The sequence below is a fragment of the Faecalispora jeddahensis genome (genome assembly GCF_000577335.1).
Lineage (GTDB): Bacteria > Bacillota > Clostridia > Oscillospirales > Acutalibacteraceae > Faecalispora > Faecalispora jeddahensis.
In genome coordinates this window covers 84,813-100,690 of the sequence record NZ_CBYL010000004.1, presented here as the reverse complement: position 1 = coordinate 100,690, position 15,878 = coordinate 84,813, and the positions used below count along the sequence as shown (strand labels likewise).

The 15,878-nt window shown below is 50.1% G+C and carries 15 protein-coding genes and 1 riboswitch; of the genes, 5 read left to right on the top strand and 10 right to left on the bottom strand.

Translation table 11 applies throughout. The features are described 5' to 3' along the window. Positions 1-9: 9 nt before the first annotated feature. The 9 genes from xerD to queA form a co-directional block, all read right to left on the bottom strand. Positions 10-912 (bottom strand): site-specific tyrosine recombinase XerD, encoded by a 903-nt coding sequence (gene xerD, locus TY09_RS02725; protein WP_042430977.1) that lies wholly within the window; start codon positions 910-912, stop codon positions 10-12. 31 nt (positions 913-943) lie between these two features. Continuing rightward, a complete protein-coding gene (locus tag TY09_RS02720; RefSeq protein WP_042430975.1) occupies positions 944-1,633 on the bottom strand; it encodes a stage II sporulation protein M in 690 nt (229 codons plus the stop codon). A gap of 130 nt (positions 1,634-1,763) precedes the next feature. Next, positions 1,764-2,561 (bottom strand): pyrroline-5-carboxylate reductase, encoded by a 798-nt coding sequence (gene proC, locus TY09_RS02715; RefSeq protein ID WP_042430972.1) that lies wholly within the window; start codon positions 2,559-2,561, stop codon positions 1,764-1,766. A gap of 361 nt (positions 2,562-2,922) precedes the next feature. Beyond that, on the bottom strand, positions 2,923-4,287 hold the full coding sequence (scfB, locus tag TY09_RS02710; RefSeq protein WP_042430969.1) for a thioether cross-link-forming SCIFF peptide maturase: 1,365 nt from the start codon (positions 4,285-4,287) through the stop codon (positions 2,923-2,925). Positions 4,288-4,376: 89 nt separating this feature from the next. Continuing rightward, positions 4,377-4,526, bottom strand: a complete 150-nt coding sequence (gene scfA, locus TY09_RS17830; protein WP_074432604.1) for a six-cysteine ranthipeptide SCIFF — start codon at positions 4,524-4,526, stop codon at positions 4,377-4,379. 66 nt (positions 4,527-4,592) lie between these two features. After that, complete coding sequence (locus TY09_RS02705; protein WP_042430966.1) at positions 4,593-5,021, bottom strand: TIGR04086 family membrane protein; 429 nt, start codon at positions 5,019-5,021, stop codon at positions 4,593-4,595. A 93-nt stretch (positions 5,022-5,114) separates the two neighbouring features. Continuing rightward, positions 5,115-5,447: a preprotein translocase subunit YajC gene (gene yajC, locus TY09_RS02700; RefSeq protein WP_009064050.1), complete on the bottom strand. Its 333-nt coding sequence runs from the start codon at positions 5,445-5,447 to the stop codon at positions 5,115-5,117. 66 nt (positions 5,448-5,513) lie between these two features. Next, positions 5,514-6,644 carry a tRNA guanosine(34) transglycosylase Tgt gene (gene tgt, locus TY09_RS02695; protein WP_042430963.1) on the bottom strand — a complete coding sequence of 377 codons (1,131 nt, stop codon included), beginning with the start codon at positions 6,642-6,644 and terminating at the stop codon, positions 5,514-5,516. A gap of 130 nt (positions 6,645-6,774) precedes the next feature. Continuing rightward, the gene (gene queA, locus TY09_RS02690; protein WP_042430960.1) at positions 6,775-7,824 is read right to left on the bottom strand and encodes a tRNA preQ1(34) S-adenosylmethionine ribosyltransferase-isomerase QueA; all 1,050 of its coding nucleotides are present in this window, start codon (positions 7,822-7,824) and stop codon (positions 6,775-6,777) included. 97 nt (positions 7,825-7,921) lie between these two features. Continuing rightward, positions 7,922-8,097: riboswitch (Lysine riboswitch) on the top strand. A 113-nt stretch (positions 8,098-8,210) separates the two neighbouring features. Between queA and asd the strand changes: the two genes are divergently transcribed. The 5 genes from asd to TY09_RS02665 all read left to right on the top strand — a co-directional run bounded on the left by asd (position 8,211) and on the right by TY09_RS02665 (position 12,921). Continuing rightward, complete coding sequence (gene asd / locus TY09_RS02685) at positions 8,211-9,290, top strand: aspartate-semialdehyde dehydrogenase (protein ID WP_042430957.1); 1,080 nt, start codon at positions 8,211-8,213, stop codon at positions 9,288-9,290. A gap of 67 nt (positions 9,291-9,357) precedes the next feature. Then, a complete protein-coding gene (gene dapA / locus TY09_RS02680; protein ID WP_009063781.1) occupies positions 9,358-10,245 on the top strand; it encodes a 4-hydroxy-tetrahydrodipicolinate synthase in 888 nt (295 codons plus the stop codon). 238 nt (positions 10,246-10,483) lie between these two features. Beyond that, a complete protein-coding gene (dapB, locus tag TY09_RS02675; RefSeq protein ID WP_074432603.1) occupies positions 10,484-11,254 on the top strand; it encodes a 4-hydroxy-tetrahydrodipicolinate reductase in 771 nt (256 codons plus the stop codon). Then, positions 11,251-11,721, top strand: coding sequence for an ACT domain-containing protein (locus TY09_RS02670; protein ID WP_009064317.1), 471 nt, complete (start codon positions 11,251-11,253; stop codon positions 11,719-11,721). Before dapB ends, TY09_RS02670 begins: the two co-directional genes overlap by 4 nt. A 204-nt stretch (positions 11,722-11,925) precedes the next feature. Next, positions 11,926-12,921, top strand: a complete 996-nt coding sequence (locus tag TY09_RS02665) for an SPL family radical SAM protein (protein ID WP_187119571.1) — start codon at positions 11,926-11,928, stop codon at positions 12,919-12,921. A 182-nt stretch (positions 12,922-13,103) separates the two neighbouring features. Here the strand turns inward: TY09_RS02665 and TY09_RS02660 are convergent, their stop codons facing one another. Beyond that, entirely contained in the window at positions 13,104-15,770 is a 2,667-nt protein-coding gene (locus TY09_RS02660; protein ID WP_042430950.1) for a YfhO family protein, read from the bottom strand. Positions 15,771-15,878: the final 108 nt, after the last annotated feature.

The following is a 15,878-nucleotide window of genomic DNA, read 5'->3' as shown; positions in this document are numbered from 1 at the left end:
GGGTTCGTTCTAGCTTACCCCCAGCTTGGCCTTGGGATGGCAATGGTTGTAAACTTCTTTAAAATGGTCATTCATCAGCTGAACATAAACCTGCGTGGAAGAAATATCCGCATGCCCCAGCATCAGCTGAATATCCTTGAGGCTTGCGCCGTTTTCCAGCAGATGCAGCGCAAACGAATGCCGAAGTGTGTGCGGGGTAATCTCTTTCGTGATTTTGGCCTGTTCGGCGTAGCCTTTGATGATCTTCCAGAAGCCCTGCCGGGTCAGGCGCCTGCCGTTCAGATTGGTGAACAAAGCCTGTCCTCCGTCCGCGCGGATCATGATGCTCCTGACGCGGAACAAATAATCGGAGACAGCTGCGATCGCCTTGGAATAGATCGGAATCATCCGCTCATTTTTTCCGTGTCCCCCACAGCAAAGCATCGCCGTATGCAGATTGATATCGGTCACATTCAGATCCACAAGCTCAGACACGCGGATGCCGGTAGCGTACAGCAGCTCCAGCATCGCCTTATCGCGGCAGCCTTTCGGCTCTGAAATATCGGGCTGTGCAAATAAAAGCTCAATTTCTTCGCTGCTCAGAATCTGAGGCGGCTTTTTTTGAACCTTTTCAAGCCGTATGTTTTTGGCAGGATTGTCAGACGCTTTTCCCGTTAGAATCAGGAACTGATAGAAACCGCGGATGGAGGCCATGTTGCGCGTCACAGTCGATACAGAGCACTGACGGCTGTTCAGGGCTTTGACGTACTCCTCCATAACAGATTCGGTTACCTGTTCCGGCCCCCGAAGGTTCTGCTGTTCTACATATTCTAAAAAATGCTCTACATCTCTGGTATACGAATCCAGAGTGTTTTGAGAAACGGATTTTTGAAAACGCAGATAGTCCCGGTAGTCGGAACAACATTCTTTCATCTCAATTGTACCCCCTAATTGGCTTTTGGGCTTAAAAGGAAAACGCGCCGGTAAAACATACGGTTGTAATCAGATCGATTGCAGCCGCAGCAGCAGAAAGAATCAGGAAAGAGCCAAACTGAACCGCATATTCCTTTAAAGAAAGCGTTTTGCTTTGCTCTCGTCTTAACGCTTCTAACAGGGCCTCTTTCGAAAACAGCATGCCTTCCTTCGCCGCAAGAAGAATGGCGATCATCGATAAAAGGGCGCCTGGCAAAACCACCACCGCATTGAATAAAACTCCCTGAAACCCATATGCCGCATACAGGTAACCGGAGGCCAGACCAAAGCCGAATCCTCGAAATAATGGAACGAGCGGGAGAACGAACGCCCCCCACAAAGACATTCCCAATAAAAAACAAACCGCAACAAAGAAAAAAGAAGAACCAAGCGACGCAACAAACGCTGAGCCGGAGGATTGTACGGCCCGGGCCTTTACGTCACTGGCGAACAGCAGATCCAGCTTTTGCAAAATAGAGTCGTCGGCCCCCCTGGCAAACAGCGCGCCAAAGATGGTTCCCACCAAAAGCAGAAGCGCCAGTGCTGTTAGCAGGGGATTTTCCGTAACCACCTGAAACATGCTCTGCAGATCAAACAGACGAAACCGCGATTCATGGACAGGCCGCGATTTCTTTTGCGAACGATAGTACAGCGGTATGATTCTTGTCCCTTTCCTACTCATACAGATCCTCCTGAGGGCGGTTGCCTACTGAATTGTATGAGCCGAAACGGCGTAATATGAGTCTATGGGCAAAACTCTATTTTCATTATGGAGTAAAAAATATCGTTTTAATCAGCAGCCCCGGGAGCGCCTATTTCCCAAGCTCCTCCGCCCGGTGTGTGCAGGCCAGCATCGCTTCGTCGATGATTGTCTCAAAGCCTCTGCTGTAAAAAACGTCCAGCGCTTTGAGGGTGGTGCCGCCCGGAGAGGATACCATTTTGATCAGCTCGTCGGGCGTATGGCCGGAATGCAGAAGCATTTCGGCGCTGCCGATCAGGGTCTGGCTGAACAGACGCAGAGCCGCATCCGCGGGGATTCCCTGACGGTCTGCGCTTTCGGCTGCCGCTTTTGCGAACAGATACACATAAGCCGGGCCGCTGCCGTTGACGGAGGTCGCCACATTGATCTGATCCTCCTGCAGGATTTCTACCGTGCCGCAGGCTTCAAAAATAGAACGCACAAACGCAAAATCCTCATCCGACACCTTCTCAGAACGGCACAGCGCGGTAGCGCCCTTGCCCACGAGCAGAGGGGTGTTCGGCATCGCACGGATCACAGGGCAGTCACAGCCCAGCGTAGAGGTGATATAATGAATCGAAATTCCGGCTGCAATGGTGACAAAGCGAGTCTGCTCAGTTACCGTTTTTTTCGCTTCCTCCAGTACCTCCGCAAAATTCTGCGGTTTCACGGCAAGAAAAACAATGTCGGCATCCTTCACGACTTCAGAAACAGATGCGGCAGTCCGCAATCCCTTTTGCTGAAACACAGAACGCTTTTCTTCACTGATGTCAAATACGATCATGTCCTGCGCCGGATGAATCCCTGCGCGAAGGATTCCATTCATAATTGCACCGGCCATATTTCCGGCCCCGACAAATCCTACTACCATACCATTCACATTCCTTTACACAGTAATATCAACATCAAAACCCACCATTTTTCTGCCAGATTGGCCCAGTTTTGGATTTTGACCCCCACTTTTACGATATGAAATATAATATACTATAATACTTTTCCATCCCCAAAGCAAGCAGAATCAGGAGGAAATGTAAAATTTATACAGTATGCAGAAAAACGTGCGTCTGAATTATGTAACCCTCTAAAATATTATGTAAACTCGCGAGAGAATATACGGACGCATAATTATGCACACGCCTGAATGTTACCAGCAAGCGTGTGCATAATGGGCATTCCATATCACGTTTTTCGGGTAGGCTTACACAAAAGGTTACGATAGAAAAAGCCTTGGCTTACTCTGTATCTGCCAGAGCGGCCTTCATCATAATGGCACATTCCAAACGCTTTTTCTCCAGCTCGCAGGAAATCGTATGGGGTTTCAGAATGTCCCCCTCATACTGCCAGCTGTTGGCGTTGCATCCGCCGCTACAGTAGAACTTGGCCCAACAGTTCCGGCAATCCTTTTTGCTGTAAATATTATATTGAGCAAATTTTTGTTTCATCGAACGATCGAAGGTTCCCTGCATGATATTTCCCATCTTCCACTCATCGTCCCCGACGAACTGATGACACGGGAAAATATCTCCCTCCGGAGTGACCGCGATGTATTCGTTGCCGCAGCCGCAGCCGCGCAGCCGCTTGATCGCGCAGGGGCCCTGGTCAAGATCGAGCATAAAGTGGAAGAAATTAAAGCCTCTTCCCTCTTTCCTGCGCTGGATGAGGAGATTTGCCAGACGGTCGTATTCCTCAAACACGCTGGGCAGGTCCTTTTCTTTCAGGGAGTAATCCAGCTTTTCGTCCGACACCACCGGCTCAATGGAGAGCTGATCAAACCCTAGCTCTGCCATATGCAGTACATCCTTAGAGAAGTCGAGGTTATGGGTGGTAAACGTACCGCGCACATAGTAGTCCTTATCGCCGCGGGTTGAAACCAGCTTCTGATAATTCGGGACGATCCTGTCGTAGCTGCCGCGTCCGTCCGTACGGACACGGAGCAGATCGTTGATCTCCTTGCGGCCGTCCAGGGACAGAACCACGTTGGACATCTCGCGGTTGATATATTCGATCTTGTCGTCTGTCAGCAGCAGGCCGTTCGTTGTGATCGTAAAGCGGAAGTTCTTGTTGTGCTGCTTTTCAATGCCGCGGGCGTAATCCACAACCTTCTTCACGACCTCAAAATTCATCAGCGGCTCGCCGCCGAAGAAATCAAGCTCCAGATTGTGGCGACCCACGGACTGCTCGATCAGAAAATCGATCGCACGCTTGCCGACTTCAAAGGGCATCAGCATCCGACCGCGGCCGAAGTCGCCCTTGGCCGCAAAGCAGTATTCGCAGCGCAGGTTACAGTCGTGCGCTACGTTCAGGCACATCGATTTGACCGGAGCATCCCGCAGCATATCGCAGAACTGCTCGTACTCATCTTTGGAGTACAGCAGGCCGGAACGGTACAGCTCGAGCAGCTCTTCATAGGCCTCGTCAATTTCGGATTCCGAGAATCGCCCGAGAAGATTTCGTTTGATTTCCTCCGGCTGCTCTTCCGGCACACTGTCTGTAAAAGAATCCAGCATCAGGTAGGGCAGCTCGTCAAACACGTGAACTGCTCCGCTGTTGGTATCGAGGACAATGTAATATCCGTTCAGGTAATATTTGTGTATCATATATCTTTCTCCATCCGCACAAAATGGAAGGGACAGAATTCTGTCCCTTCCATCATTTGATCTTATCCGGCCGCAGTCTCAATCAGAAATTACACTCTCTGCGCATTCTCACACTTCTGGTTCGCTACGGTGCAGGAGGTTTTGCAGGCAGACTGGCAGGACGCCTGGCACTCGCCGCAGCCGCCCTTGACAGCGCTCTCTTTCAGGTTGGCTTTATTCAAAGTTTTGATCTGTTTCATTTCAAAATCCCCATTTCACAAATTTTAATGCCAATATTATAGCACAAGAATGGAAGCTTGAAAAGCCTATTTTCGCCTGGATTTTTTGTTTACCGACAAAATACCGGCGATGGCTCCTGTCAAAACCATGACCAGGCCCTTTGTGAGCATGAAGGCCGAAACGCTTTCTCCCGAAACGGTGAGCCCCGCCAAAAACAGCAGCCCAAACAGCAAAAGGGCTGAGCCTGCGCCGTACAGCATTCCGCGTTCACCAGACATACGCGCGGCTGTATACCCGGCAAAAAACGCACCCAGAGCGGCGATCAGCACAGTAATCGGCTGAAGCAGGCTTTGGGGTAATTGCTTTGCGGCGACCAGAATCAGAGAAAGCACCAGCAGCAGAACGGTGCATATTACCGCCCCGGCCAAAGTGCCGAACACAATTGGACGAAGTATTTTCCAAACTGGATTTTGGGAACGCTCTCTATTGGATTTCACTCTTTTTGGTCTTTTCATATAAAATACCCCTCCTGCATGTTCTCTACGCTTCATAGATATTCGCAGGAGGGGTAAAATATACTAGTTTTTCTTCAGCCGATGGAGGATTGTTTATTTGTCATCCTCATGAACGGTGTTGATCTTGCCCAGCGCCCAGCGCTTCACAATGATCTTAGTGCGGTCGATTCCGGTTTCCAGCACAAAACTTTCGCTCTCTTCCTTGATGGCCACAATGCGACCGACAATACCGCCGATTGTCGTAATTTCGTCGCCGACCTGAACGTTCTTGCGCAGAGCTTCCTCCGCCTTTTTCTTCTTCTGCTGCGGGCGGATCATAAAGAAATACAACGCACCGAACAACAGTGCGTAAATAACGATAATGCTCCAAATAGAATTCCCGGAAGACGCAGCCGCAGTTGCCGCCAAAGGTAATAAATGATTCATAAGAAAAAAGCACCTCCATATTAGTAATTTGATTATATCAATAAATGGGAAATCATGCAAGCGAAATTAGATTCTTTGTCCAAGTTTTTCAACGTTTTCAAGATAAAATGTGTCAAAGCTTCCCTGCTCCAAAGAGTAGCGAATTTTCTCCATCAGCGTATTGTAAAAATAGATGTTGTGCATGACCGCCAGACGCATCGCCAGCATCTCGCCGGCCTTGAACAGATGGTGCAGGTAAGCGCGGCTGAAGCTGCGGCACACCGGGCAGTCGCACTCGGAATCCAGCGGGGTATCGTCCAGCGCATACTTGGCGTTGAGCAGATTTCTTCTTCCCTGCCAGGTGAACAGGTGGGCATGGCGCGCATTCCGGGTGGGCATGACGCAGTCGAAGAAATCGACGCCGCGGCGAACGGATTCCAGAATGTTGTCGGGGGTGCCGACTCCCATCAGGTAGCGGGGCTTATCCGCAGGCATTTCCGGTTCAACGGCTTCAATGATCCGGTACATCTCCTGTGCGCTTTCCCCTACCGCCAGGCCGCCGATGGCATAGCCCGGCAGATCCAGCTCGCGGATCTGCTTCATGTGCTCGATGCGCAGATCCTCATACGTGCTGCCCTGATTGATTCCCCACAGCATCTGATGCGGGTTGATGGTACCCGGCAGGGTGTTCAGGCGATCCATCTCAGCCTTACAGCGGTGCAGCCAACGCGTGGTACGCGCGCAGGACTGCTTGGCATAAGCGTATTCGGCGGGATTTTCCACGCATTCGTCAAACGCCATCGCGATGGTCGAAGCCAGATGAGACTGAATCTGCATGCTTTCCTCCGGCCCCATAAAGATTTTGTGCCCATCGATGTGAGAGGAGAACGTTACGCCTTCTTCCCTGATGTTGCGCAGCTTCGCGAGGGAAAACACCTGAAAGCCGCCGCTGTCTGTCAAAATGGGGCCGTCCCACCGGGTAAAGCGATGCAGACCGCCCAGCTGATAAACGCTTTCGTCCCCTGGACGCAAATGCAGGTGATAGGTGTTGCAAAGCTGTACCTGGCATTTCAGCTCCTTTAAATCCAGAGCAGAAACGGCGCCCTTGATTGCTCCGGCGGTCGCGACATTCATAAAGGCCGGGGTCTGAACCGTACCGTGTACGGTTTCAAATGAGCCGCGTCGGGCTCGTCCCTGAGTGGTTTGTACTTTCAGCATATTTCGTAATTCCTTTTCTTTCTTCATTTTGCGGCTTTCACCGAATCGGTATGGCATCATCCACGTAAACGGGAGACAGAATATCGCAATCCTTTTGTTGAAATTGCGTTTTGCTAATCCCGCTCAAGGTTTACTCCGTCCTGCTTCCGATGAACATCGCGTCGCCAAAGCTGAAAAATCGGTATTTTTCCTGCACGGCAATCCGGTAAGCGTTCAGAATGTGCTCCCGGCCGGCCAAGGCGGACACCAGCATGATCAGGGTGCTTTCGGGCAAGTGGAAGTTCGTAATCAGGCCGTCCAGTACCTTGAACTGGAACCCGGGGTAGATGAAAATATCCGTAAAGCCGTCGCTTTCTTTGATGCAGCCCTCTTTTTTTGCAACGGATTCGATCGTGCGGCAGCTGGTGGTGCCGACGGAAATGACTCTGCCGCCGTTCTTCTTCGTCTCGTTGATTAAATCGGCGGTTTCCTGCGGCAGCCAGTAATGCTCCGAGTGCATCTTGTGATCCGTGATCTTGTCCACGCTGACGGGACGGAAGGTACCAAGCCCGACGTGAAGCGTCACATACCCGATCTTGATCCCTTTCTCCCGGATTTTTCCCAGAAGCTCTTTGGTAAAATGCAGCCCGGCAGTGGGGGCGGCGGCGGAGCCGACCTCGCGGGAATAGACCGTCTGGTAGCGTTCCTTGTCCTCAAGCTTCTTCTTAATATAAGGCGGCAGCGGCATCTGGCCGATCTGGTCAAGAACAGCGTAGAAATTCCCCTGATAAGAGAATTTGACCAGACGGTTTCCATCCTCTATGATTTCCAGTACTTCGGCAGTCATGAGTCCGTCGCCGAAGGAAAAGCGATTTCCGGGCTTGGCACGTTTGCCGGGGCCGGCCAGTACCTCCCAAACGTCGTCCCCTTTCGCGGCCAAAAGCAAAAATTCCACCCTTGCTCCCGTTCCCTCTTTGATGCCATATATTCTGGCGGGAAGAACGCGGGAATCGTTCAGGATCAGACAGTCGTTTGGGTTCAGATAATCGATGATGTCATAAAAATGCCGGTGCTGAATTTCACCGCTTTTCTTGTCCAAAATTAAAAGCCGGGAAGCGTCGCGCGGCTCAATGGGAGTTTGCGCAATCAGCTCCTCGGGCAGGTCGAAATCAAAGTCTTTTGTGCTTAAAGTGCTTTCCATTCTTACTCTCCTAAATTGGGTTAGATTATTTTCGAATTCTATTATAAATAAATTGACAACCGATAGCAACCCGTGCTATGATAAAGCAAGATAAAAATAAGAAGATAGAGGCGCGTCTTTCAAAAGTAGCGGGATGTAGGTTGCCAAAACCGACGAGAGCCTGTGAAAGGGAAAGTCGCCGAAGGGAATGCCCCGGCAGGCATTTGCCTGGTTATGTCTGCGAACAGCAGCATGACTGTCATCATGAGATTATGGTGGAGAGCTATCACAGAGTATCAGCAGGAATACTGCATCTGGAATGCTTTTTATTATATTTGATTGATGACCGGTTTTCAACCGGTTTTTTTATTTCTTATTCCATTTTCTTACATTAGGAGGAACATCCCATGAAACAGTATAAGGTTGGCATTATTGGAGCAACAGGTATGGTGGGACAGCGTTTTGCCACATTATTGGAAAACCACCCGTGGTTCCAGGTGACCGCGTTGGCCGCGAGTGCCCGTTCCGCCGGGAAAACATATCGCGAGGCCGTAGGCAAACGCTGGCTGATGTCTTCTCCCATTCCTGAGAAGATGGCCGATATGATTGTGTTAAATGCTGATACGGACGTAGAGAAAATCGCTTCTATGGTCGATTTCGTATTCTGCGCGGTCGATATGAAGAAAGAAGAAATCAAAGCGCTGGAAGAAGCCTATGCCAAGGCGGAATGCCCGGTTGTTTCAAACAACAGCGCGCATCGCGGTACCCCCGATGTTCCCATGGTGGTTCCGGAGCTCAACCCCGAGCATACCGAGATCATCGCGGCGCAGAGAAAGCGTCTTGGAACAAAGCGCGGCTTTATCGCGGTAAAATCCAACTGCTCCCTGCAAAGCTACGTGCCGGCTCTGCATCCTTTGATGGACTTCGGCGTTACAAAGGTTCTGGCCTGCACCTATCAGGCAATTTCCGGAGCGGGTAAGAATTTTGAATCCTGGCCCGAAATGATCGACAACGTGATCCCCTATATCGGCGGCGAGGAAGAAAAATCCGAGCAGGAGCCCATGAAGATCTGGGGTCACATTGAGGGCGACAAGATTGTCAATGCCACTTCCCCGTCGATCACCGCACAGTGCATCCGTGTACCGGTAACCGACGGCCATATTGCGGCGGTGTTCGCTTCCTTTGAAAAGAAGCCCGAAATCGAAGAGATTTTGAACCGCTGGAAGAACTTTGCCGGTGTACCTCAGCAGCTCGGGCTGCCCAGCGCCCCGAAGCAGTTTATCCACTACTTTGAAGAAAACGACCGTCCGCAGACAAAGCTGGACAGAAATCTGGAGGGCGGCATGGCGGTATCCGTTGGCCGTCTGCGTCCCGATACCCAGTATGACATCAAATTTGTCTGCCTGTCCCACAACACTCTGCGCGGAGCCGCCGGCGGCGCCGTTCTGCTGGGTGAGCTGCTCTGTGCTCAGGGATATATGGACTAAGCATTTTTCATCCGATTTCAGATTATTATTTATTATATTATTATTTGTATAACAGGAGGTTGCTACTATGAAAAAGGCACCTTTTCTCGGCTCCGGTGTTGCCATTGTAACTCCTATGAATCAAGATGGCTCCGTCAACTATGAGATGCTGGGCCGCCTGATCGATTTTCAGATTGAAAACGGGACCGACGCGATTATCGCCTGCGGGACCACGGGCGAATCCGCCACATTGTCACATGAAGAGCACTGCGGTGTTCTGGAATACTCGATCAAGAAGGTCAATCACCGTGTTCCCGTGATTGCCGGTACCGGCAGCAACGACACGGCTTACGCAATCGAGCTGGCTGTTGAGGCAAAGCGCTATGGAGCGGATGCTCAGCTGAGCGTGACCCCTTATTACAACAAGACCTCTCAGGCGGGATTGGTTCAGCATTTTACTCATATTGCGGACGCGACTGATTTGCCGATCATTCTGTATAATGTTCCTTCCCGCACCGGCTGCGGCATTCAGCCCGCTACCTATCTGGAGCTTTCCAAGCACCCCAACATTGTGGCGACAAAGGAAGCGAACGGGGATATTTCCGCCATTGCGCAAACGGCTGCTCTGTGCGGAGATAACCTGCACATCTATTCCGGAAACGACGACCAGACTCTGCCGATCCTCTCTTTGGGCGGCAAGGGAATCATCTCGGTGATTGCGAACATCTGCCCCGCTTTGATGCACAATATCTGCCAGAGCTTCTTTGATGGTGATATTGCAAAGAGCCGCGCACTTTCTCTGGAATATCTTGATCTGATGAACGCCATGTTTATCGATGTGAACCCCATTCCGGTGAAGGAAGCTGTCAATCTGATCGGCTATGAAAGCGGCGAATGCCGTCTGCCCCTCGTAGCCATGAATGACGCAAACCGCGAGAAGATGGTTTCTGTGATGAAAAAGCATGGTCTGATCTGACTTCTGTAATTGGGCCAATCGTGATAATACTAAATTTCTAAGTGAAAAAGCAAAAAACGCTTTTTCCTGCCGCTGTCAGCAGCTCGCAAAAACATTTTGTGTTTTGGCAAGATTTCAGTATTACACGGCTTTCACGGCAGATTATGCTGTCGTCTGCCGCCCTGCGGCAGGAATGAAATCGCGGATAAAATCCGCGGTTTCATTGGAAATAGTATTAATTTAAGAATGGAATGATAAAATGACTAGATTTATCATAAGCGGGTGCAACGGAAAAATGGGCAATCAGATTGCCGCGGGGCTGAAAACCCGCCCCAACTGCATCACAGTTGCGGGAATCGATGCTTTTACCGGCGTGGAAAAGGAATTTCCCGTGTTCTCTACTCCGGCCGATATCAGCTGCGAAGCGGATGTTCTGATTGATTTTTCCAACCCCTCTCTTCTCTCTTCCCTGCTGGAGCTGGGGCTTTCCCGTAAAATGCCCATGGTTATCTGCACTACGGGCTATTCGAAGGATCAGGTGGCTCAAATCAAAAGAGCTGCCCAAAGCATCCCGATCTTTTACTCCGGCAATATGTCCCTTGGGGTCAATCTGCTGATCGAGCTTGCGAAAAAGGCTGCTTCTGTACTGTGGGGCCAGTTCGATGTAGAGATCATCGAAAAGCACCATAATCAGAAGGTCGATGCTCCCAGCGGTACCGCACTGATGATTGCAGACGCAATCTCTTCTGTAGTGGAAGAAGAACCCCATTACGAATATGATCGGCATTCTCAGCGCAAGAAGAGAAGCAAAACGGAAATCGGTCTGCATTCTGTTCGCGGCGGCACCATCGTTGGGGAACACGAGGTTCTGTTTGCCGGCCCCGACGAGATTTTGAGCATCACTCATTCGGCTCAATCCAAAGAGATTTTCGCAACAGGCTCTATCAATGCCGCTCTGTTCCTAATCGGTAAGCCTGCGGGTTTATACAACATGAGCGACCTGCTGGCCGATCATAAGGAGGAATCATGATGCCAGGAGCGACCATTGCTTCGTCCAGTGAAATTACCCTGATCACTTTGCAGAACTGCTCGGCGAATATTTCCTTTTTATCGGAGATATTCGAAAAGATCGCAGCGCTGGAAGTGAATGTCGATATGATTTCCCTGTCCCCCACACAAGGGGCCTTCACCTCTCTTTCGTTTACGATTGCAGATGAAGATTTGGGAAGAATGCTGCAATTCACCTCTGAGCTGCAGGCAAGACATGAAATCAAAATGATCGTCAGCAGCGGCAACAGTAAAATTACCGTGAGCGATCAGCGTATGAAACATACCCCCGGTATTGCGGCCGCAGTATTTGCAGCAGCAGCCCGTGTTTCGACCGATGTACGGATTATCACCACGTCGGAAGATGAAGTGTCTTTACTGGTTACCTTTGCGGATTATCCGGAAACCCTGACCGCCATTGAGCAGGCGATGAGAGAACCACAGGACTAAATTGATTTGGGAGAAATCCTGATTTAAAAAAAGCACCTGAAGCTTCTTTGAAGAAGCTTCAGGTGCTTTTTGCGTGGTTCCATTTCAACTAAAAAATGACACATGACTGTTTTGATTCAAAACGATGTGCAGCACAGAATCCTTATTGCTATAGTATCCGCTGTTTTGGGAAAACTGAGTGCAGAGGAGGCGTTTACAGTGAATATGGGTTTTGATGCGGTTTATTACGAACCGGCTGCACTTCATTATGAATTGGGAAAAATGCTCCGGGCCAAATATGAAAGCTTGCCTTGGATCGAAATTGAGAGCCATAACCGGATACCGGAATTGACGGCTTCGGAAAATCGGGACTTCCCAAAGCTCAAACAGCATCTGATCATCGGCCTGAGAAAAACACATAAATATGTGCCGAATTATAAAGTTTCCGACTGGCTGGTACCGTATACCTCTTCGGGGTGCAGAGCCATGTGCCTGTATTGCTATCTGGTATGCAATTATAACAAATGTGCCTATCTGCGCCTGTTCGTAAACCGTGAGCAAATGCTGGACAGAATTTTGAAAAAGGATGCCGAAGCTCCTGCGCCGCAGACCTTTGAAATCGGCAGCAACAGCGATTTGGTGCTGGAAAACACCATTACGGATAATCTTATTTATACCATCGAGCGTTTTGCGCGTGAGGGCCGCGGACACCTTACCTTCCCCACCAAATTTGATATGGTAAAACCCTTGCTGAGCCTTGACCACGGAGGAAAGACCATATTTCGCATGAGTATCAATCCGGAGGAGCTCATCCGCCGCATAGAGCTGGGGACATCGCCGCTGCACGCACGCATTGGGGCACTGAATGATATGGCGGAAGCAGGGTATCCGGTGGGGATGTTACTTGCGCCAATCATCCTGGTGCCGGACTGGAAGCGCCTGTATGGGGAACTGATCGAGCAGCTAGCGGAAGAACTGAGCCCAAAGGTGACGCAAAACGGTTTTATAGAAATCATACTGATGACCTACAGCTTTGTTCAAAATGCCATTAATACAGATGCATTTCCCAATGGCGTGGAACTGTTTAACCGGGAGACGATGACCGGGCGCGGGCGCGGCAAATACTGTTACCGAAACGATATACGCGCAGAAGCCGAGTCTTTTTTACGGGAAAAGCTGTCCAAAGAGCTGCCGAATATGCCGATCTTATATATTTCATAGACTGTCTGTGGTAGATTTTAATTATAACTTCACTTGATTTTATGATAGCCGACCGTTAGAATTGTGATCGATCAGGTGTATAAAAAGGGCCACGCGTTTTCGCGTGGCCCTTTTTGCAAATTCCATTATAATTTACTTTTATCATTGCAAAAGTAAAGCTGAAGTAGAGTCTCTCTTCCCTGCTACCCGAATGCGTAAATAACAAGCGGGAACAAATAAACCCCGGCCAGAACGGCGCAGAACAAAATCCGGTAGGCCCACAAAGCCAGCGGCTCCAGCGGCCTCAGGTAACGGTAGCCTCCCTTTCTTAAAAACAGCCAGAATCCCAGGAGCGCGAAAATACCCAAAACGGAAAGAAGAATACCGGGTTTCAGGCCCTGCGGCACAAACGTGATCGTTACCCTGTTTTCTCCCTGTTCCAAAGGAATGGCGATCATATCGCCGAACACCTGAGATGCTTCGGCTGATTTTTCTTCATTTACCTGAAAAGAATATCCCTTCTGGTACGAAAGAGGCAGCAGCAAATAGGGATTATTGCCTGAGGCCTGCACAGTTCCGGAAATGCTGTTCCCGTTTTGCGTCAGCTGTACCTTAGGCGCGGAAGCCTCGGCGGCGTCAAGTGTTTCCAGATTCATACCGAACACGCCGAACGATTTCGCATGGAAATCACGAAGAACCGAAACGCGGATGTCTACGGTTTCATCGGTAAAGGTACCGAGATTGAGCAGTCCGTTTTCCTGCTGGGTCGGGTACTGATACGCCACTGTTTCGTCATTGACAGAAACACGCAGGCTTTTATAAGCCGGTTCCGTCAGATGATTGGTGACCTGATCGAAGCAGTCCAGATACAAGGTCTGCGTTCCCTCCACCAGGATGTGGTATTCCAGATCGCCGTCCTTTTCGGAATTTTCCCGTACCAGCTCCATCTGGGAGCCGGTGTCGTACACAAACAGATTTGTTGTAGAGGACGGTTCATATTCCTCCGTCAGCTGTTCCTCTGAACCAAATACCTTTGTAAAAAGATACTGCTGAATTTCGCGGCGGGTCATGCTCGGCAGATCCTTCATCTCACTGATGTCGTCGGACTGAATGACGGTTCCAAAGGACATCAGTTCCTGGTTCTTGACAAGAGCGTAGCGGTCATTTTGATAAAGGATATGATCGCGGTCGGTTGTTTCGTACTCCCGCTTGATGGTATAGCGGTTTCCCCACAGGGCGTCCGTCAGCTCGGTACCGCCGTGGGAGCTGACCTCCATCCAGTAGGAGGAATACCCCATCCGCTTCATCGCGAACATAAAATCCTCGTCTGTCAGCGAGGTATAGTGATTGAGCGTTGGGTAATTGATCCCACCCAAAAGGTTGACGTCAAAATACTTGTGTCCGTTTTTCACCCGGTACAAATCGGTGTCGTCTATTTTATCTTTCAGATCGAACACGGAGCTGTAAAAAGACACCGGATTTGCCGCCGAGCCGATAAACACACTGCCGGAAAATACGGATTCACAGCAAGCCAGCAGTAATAGAAACAACGAGAAATATTTTTTAGTCAGATATTGATGCTGGTACAAATACAGAATCAAATAGTAGCACAGGATGGCCAGCACCGTAAACAGCAGAAAATAGAGCACGGCGTTTTCATCCAGCCAAAGAGTTCTGGTGTAGACGCTCAAATCGCGGTAGCGGTAATACAGAAGTAGATATGCCACCAGAGACATGCAGGCAAAAAGGAAAATGCCAATGCCGATTCCCGGCCAATCCTGATGCAGGAAGCGCCCTTCCTCCCGATTCAGGTCGGAGATCGCCTTGGCCAAAAACAGAAGGCCGAGAAGAGCCGTCATATATCCGTACCGTGCCGGGAAAGCCTGATAGCTGCCGGTGTGCCACATTTTATTGATCGGCTCGATAAACAAAGGCACAACAAGGAGTACCCACAGAATCAGCAGACTGCGCATGTGGGAATCCTGCCAGCATTTGCGCGGGTTCAAGCACGCCAGTGCGGCAAACACGCCCGCACTGCAAAGCAGAATGGGCAGCGTGGTATAAAAGCTGGTCAATAGTGTGCCGGAGGAAATGCTCTCGATCAAACCGACGGTGCGGGCCGACGACAGATATTGAAACAGAGACGGCAGCCAGACCACACCGGTGGCCAGCAATGCGCAAATTGTGGAAATCCCCAGCAGAAGAACCGATTGTCTTCTCTCCTCCACTTTCTCCTGTGTCAGGCGCAGATAAATTCCGAACGCCAGAACTACAAAGAGAACGACCATATAGGTCAGGTAAAAATTCAGAACCATGATCGCCGCCAGACTCAGCGCATAGCAAAGCGGTTTGCGCTGCCGGATCAGCCGGTCCAGCCCGATCATCAGGATGGGAAACATCGCCATGACGTCGAGCCATACCATGTTCTGAAAATACAGCATGGTGTACCCGCCAAAGGCATACATGATCGACAGTGCCAGAATCTGCACGGTGTTGAGATTGGAAAACCGATGCCGGAAAAAGAGCGCTGCGGTAAACGAGCATAACGCCATTTTCAGCAGAACGAGGATGTTCGCAAACAGATACATCTGCTCTGACGGAACAAACAGTACCAAAAAGGTAAACGGGCTCGATACAAAAAAGAAGAAAACGCCCAAAAAGCTCATTCCGCCCGCATTCTGCGTGTTTAAGAGGAAATCGGCGTTTCCCTTTAATATGTTTTGGAAATCGAGCAAAAAGGGAATGACCTGCTGCTTCATGTCGCACCAGGCCAGGGTCTGATTTTCGAAAGGATACAGGTCAAAGAGGAAGAACAGAAGCAATGTCAGTGCGGCGGTTGCAATCGGAGCGGGCCAGCAGCGACGTTTCATGATTCCTCCCCCTCTCAGTTCTGAAAAATATCTCATTCAATACACCTTGTTTCTTCCCCCGCCAAAGACAGGGGAAGAAACAGCAAAATAAAATCAATCCAATCTGAA

What these genes read in the sequence shown, in the direction of transcription:
- xerD (WP_042430977.1), bottom strand. Translation starts at nt 912, where the DNA reads ATGAAAGAATGTTGTTCCGACTACCGGGACTATCTGCGTTTTCAAAAA.
- TY09_RS02720 (WP_042430975.1), bottom strand. Translation starts at nt 1,633, where the DNA reads ATGAGTAGGAAAGGGACAAGAATCATACCGCTGTACTATCGTTCGCAA.
- proC (WP_042430972.1), bottom strand. Translation starts at nt 2,561, where the DNA reads ATGGTAGTAGGATTTGTCGGGGCCGGAAATATGGCCGGTGCAATTATG.
- scfB (WP_042430969.1), bottom strand. Translation starts at nt 4,287, where the DNA reads ATGATACACAAATATTACCTGAACGGATATTACATTGTCCTCGATACC.
- scfA (WP_074432604.1), bottom strand. Translation starts at nt 4,526, where the DNA reads ATGAAACAGATCAAAACTTTGAATAAAGCCAACCTGAAAGAGAGCGCT.
- TY09_RS02705 (WP_042430966.1), bottom strand. Translation starts at nt 5,021, where the DNA reads ATGAAAAGACCAAAAAGAGTGAAATCCAATAGAGAGCGTTCCCAAAAT.
- yajC (WP_009064050.1), bottom strand. Translation starts at nt 5,447, where the DNA reads ATGAATCATTTATTACCTTTGGCGGCAACTGCGGCTGCGTCTTCCGGG.
- tgt (WP_042430963.1), bottom strand. Translation starts at nt 6,644, where the DNA reads ATGCTGAAAGTACAAACCACTCAGGGACGAGCCCGACGCGGCTCATTT.
- queA (WP_042430960.1), bottom strand. Translation starts at nt 7,824, where the DNA reads ATGGAAAGCACTTTAAGCACAAAAGACTTTGATTTCGACCTGCCCGAG.
- asd (WP_042430957.1), top strand. Translation starts at nt 8,211, where the DNA reads ATGAAACAGTATAAGGTTGGCATTATTGGAGCAACAGGTATGGTGGGA.
- dapA (WP_009063781.1), top strand. Translation starts at nt 9,358, where the DNA reads ATGAAAAAGGCACCTTTTCTCGGCTCCGGTGTTGCCATTGTAACTCCT.
- dapB (WP_074432603.1), top strand. Translation starts at nt 10,484, where the DNA reads ATGACTAGATTTATCATAAGCGGGTGCAACGGAAAAATGGGCAATCAG.
- TY09_RS02670 (WP_009064317.1), top strand. Translation starts at nt 11,251, where the DNA reads ATGATGCCAGGAGCGACCATTGCTTCGTCCAGTGAAATTACCCTGATC.
- TY09_RS02665 (WP_187119571.1), top strand. Translation starts at nt 11,926, where the DNA reads ATGGGTTTTGATGCGGTTTATTACGAACCGGCTGCACTTCATTATGAA.
- TY09_RS02660 (WP_042430950.1), bottom strand. Translation starts at nt 15,770, where the DNA reads ATGAAACGTCGCTGCTGGCCCGCTCCGATTGCAACCGCCGCACTGACA.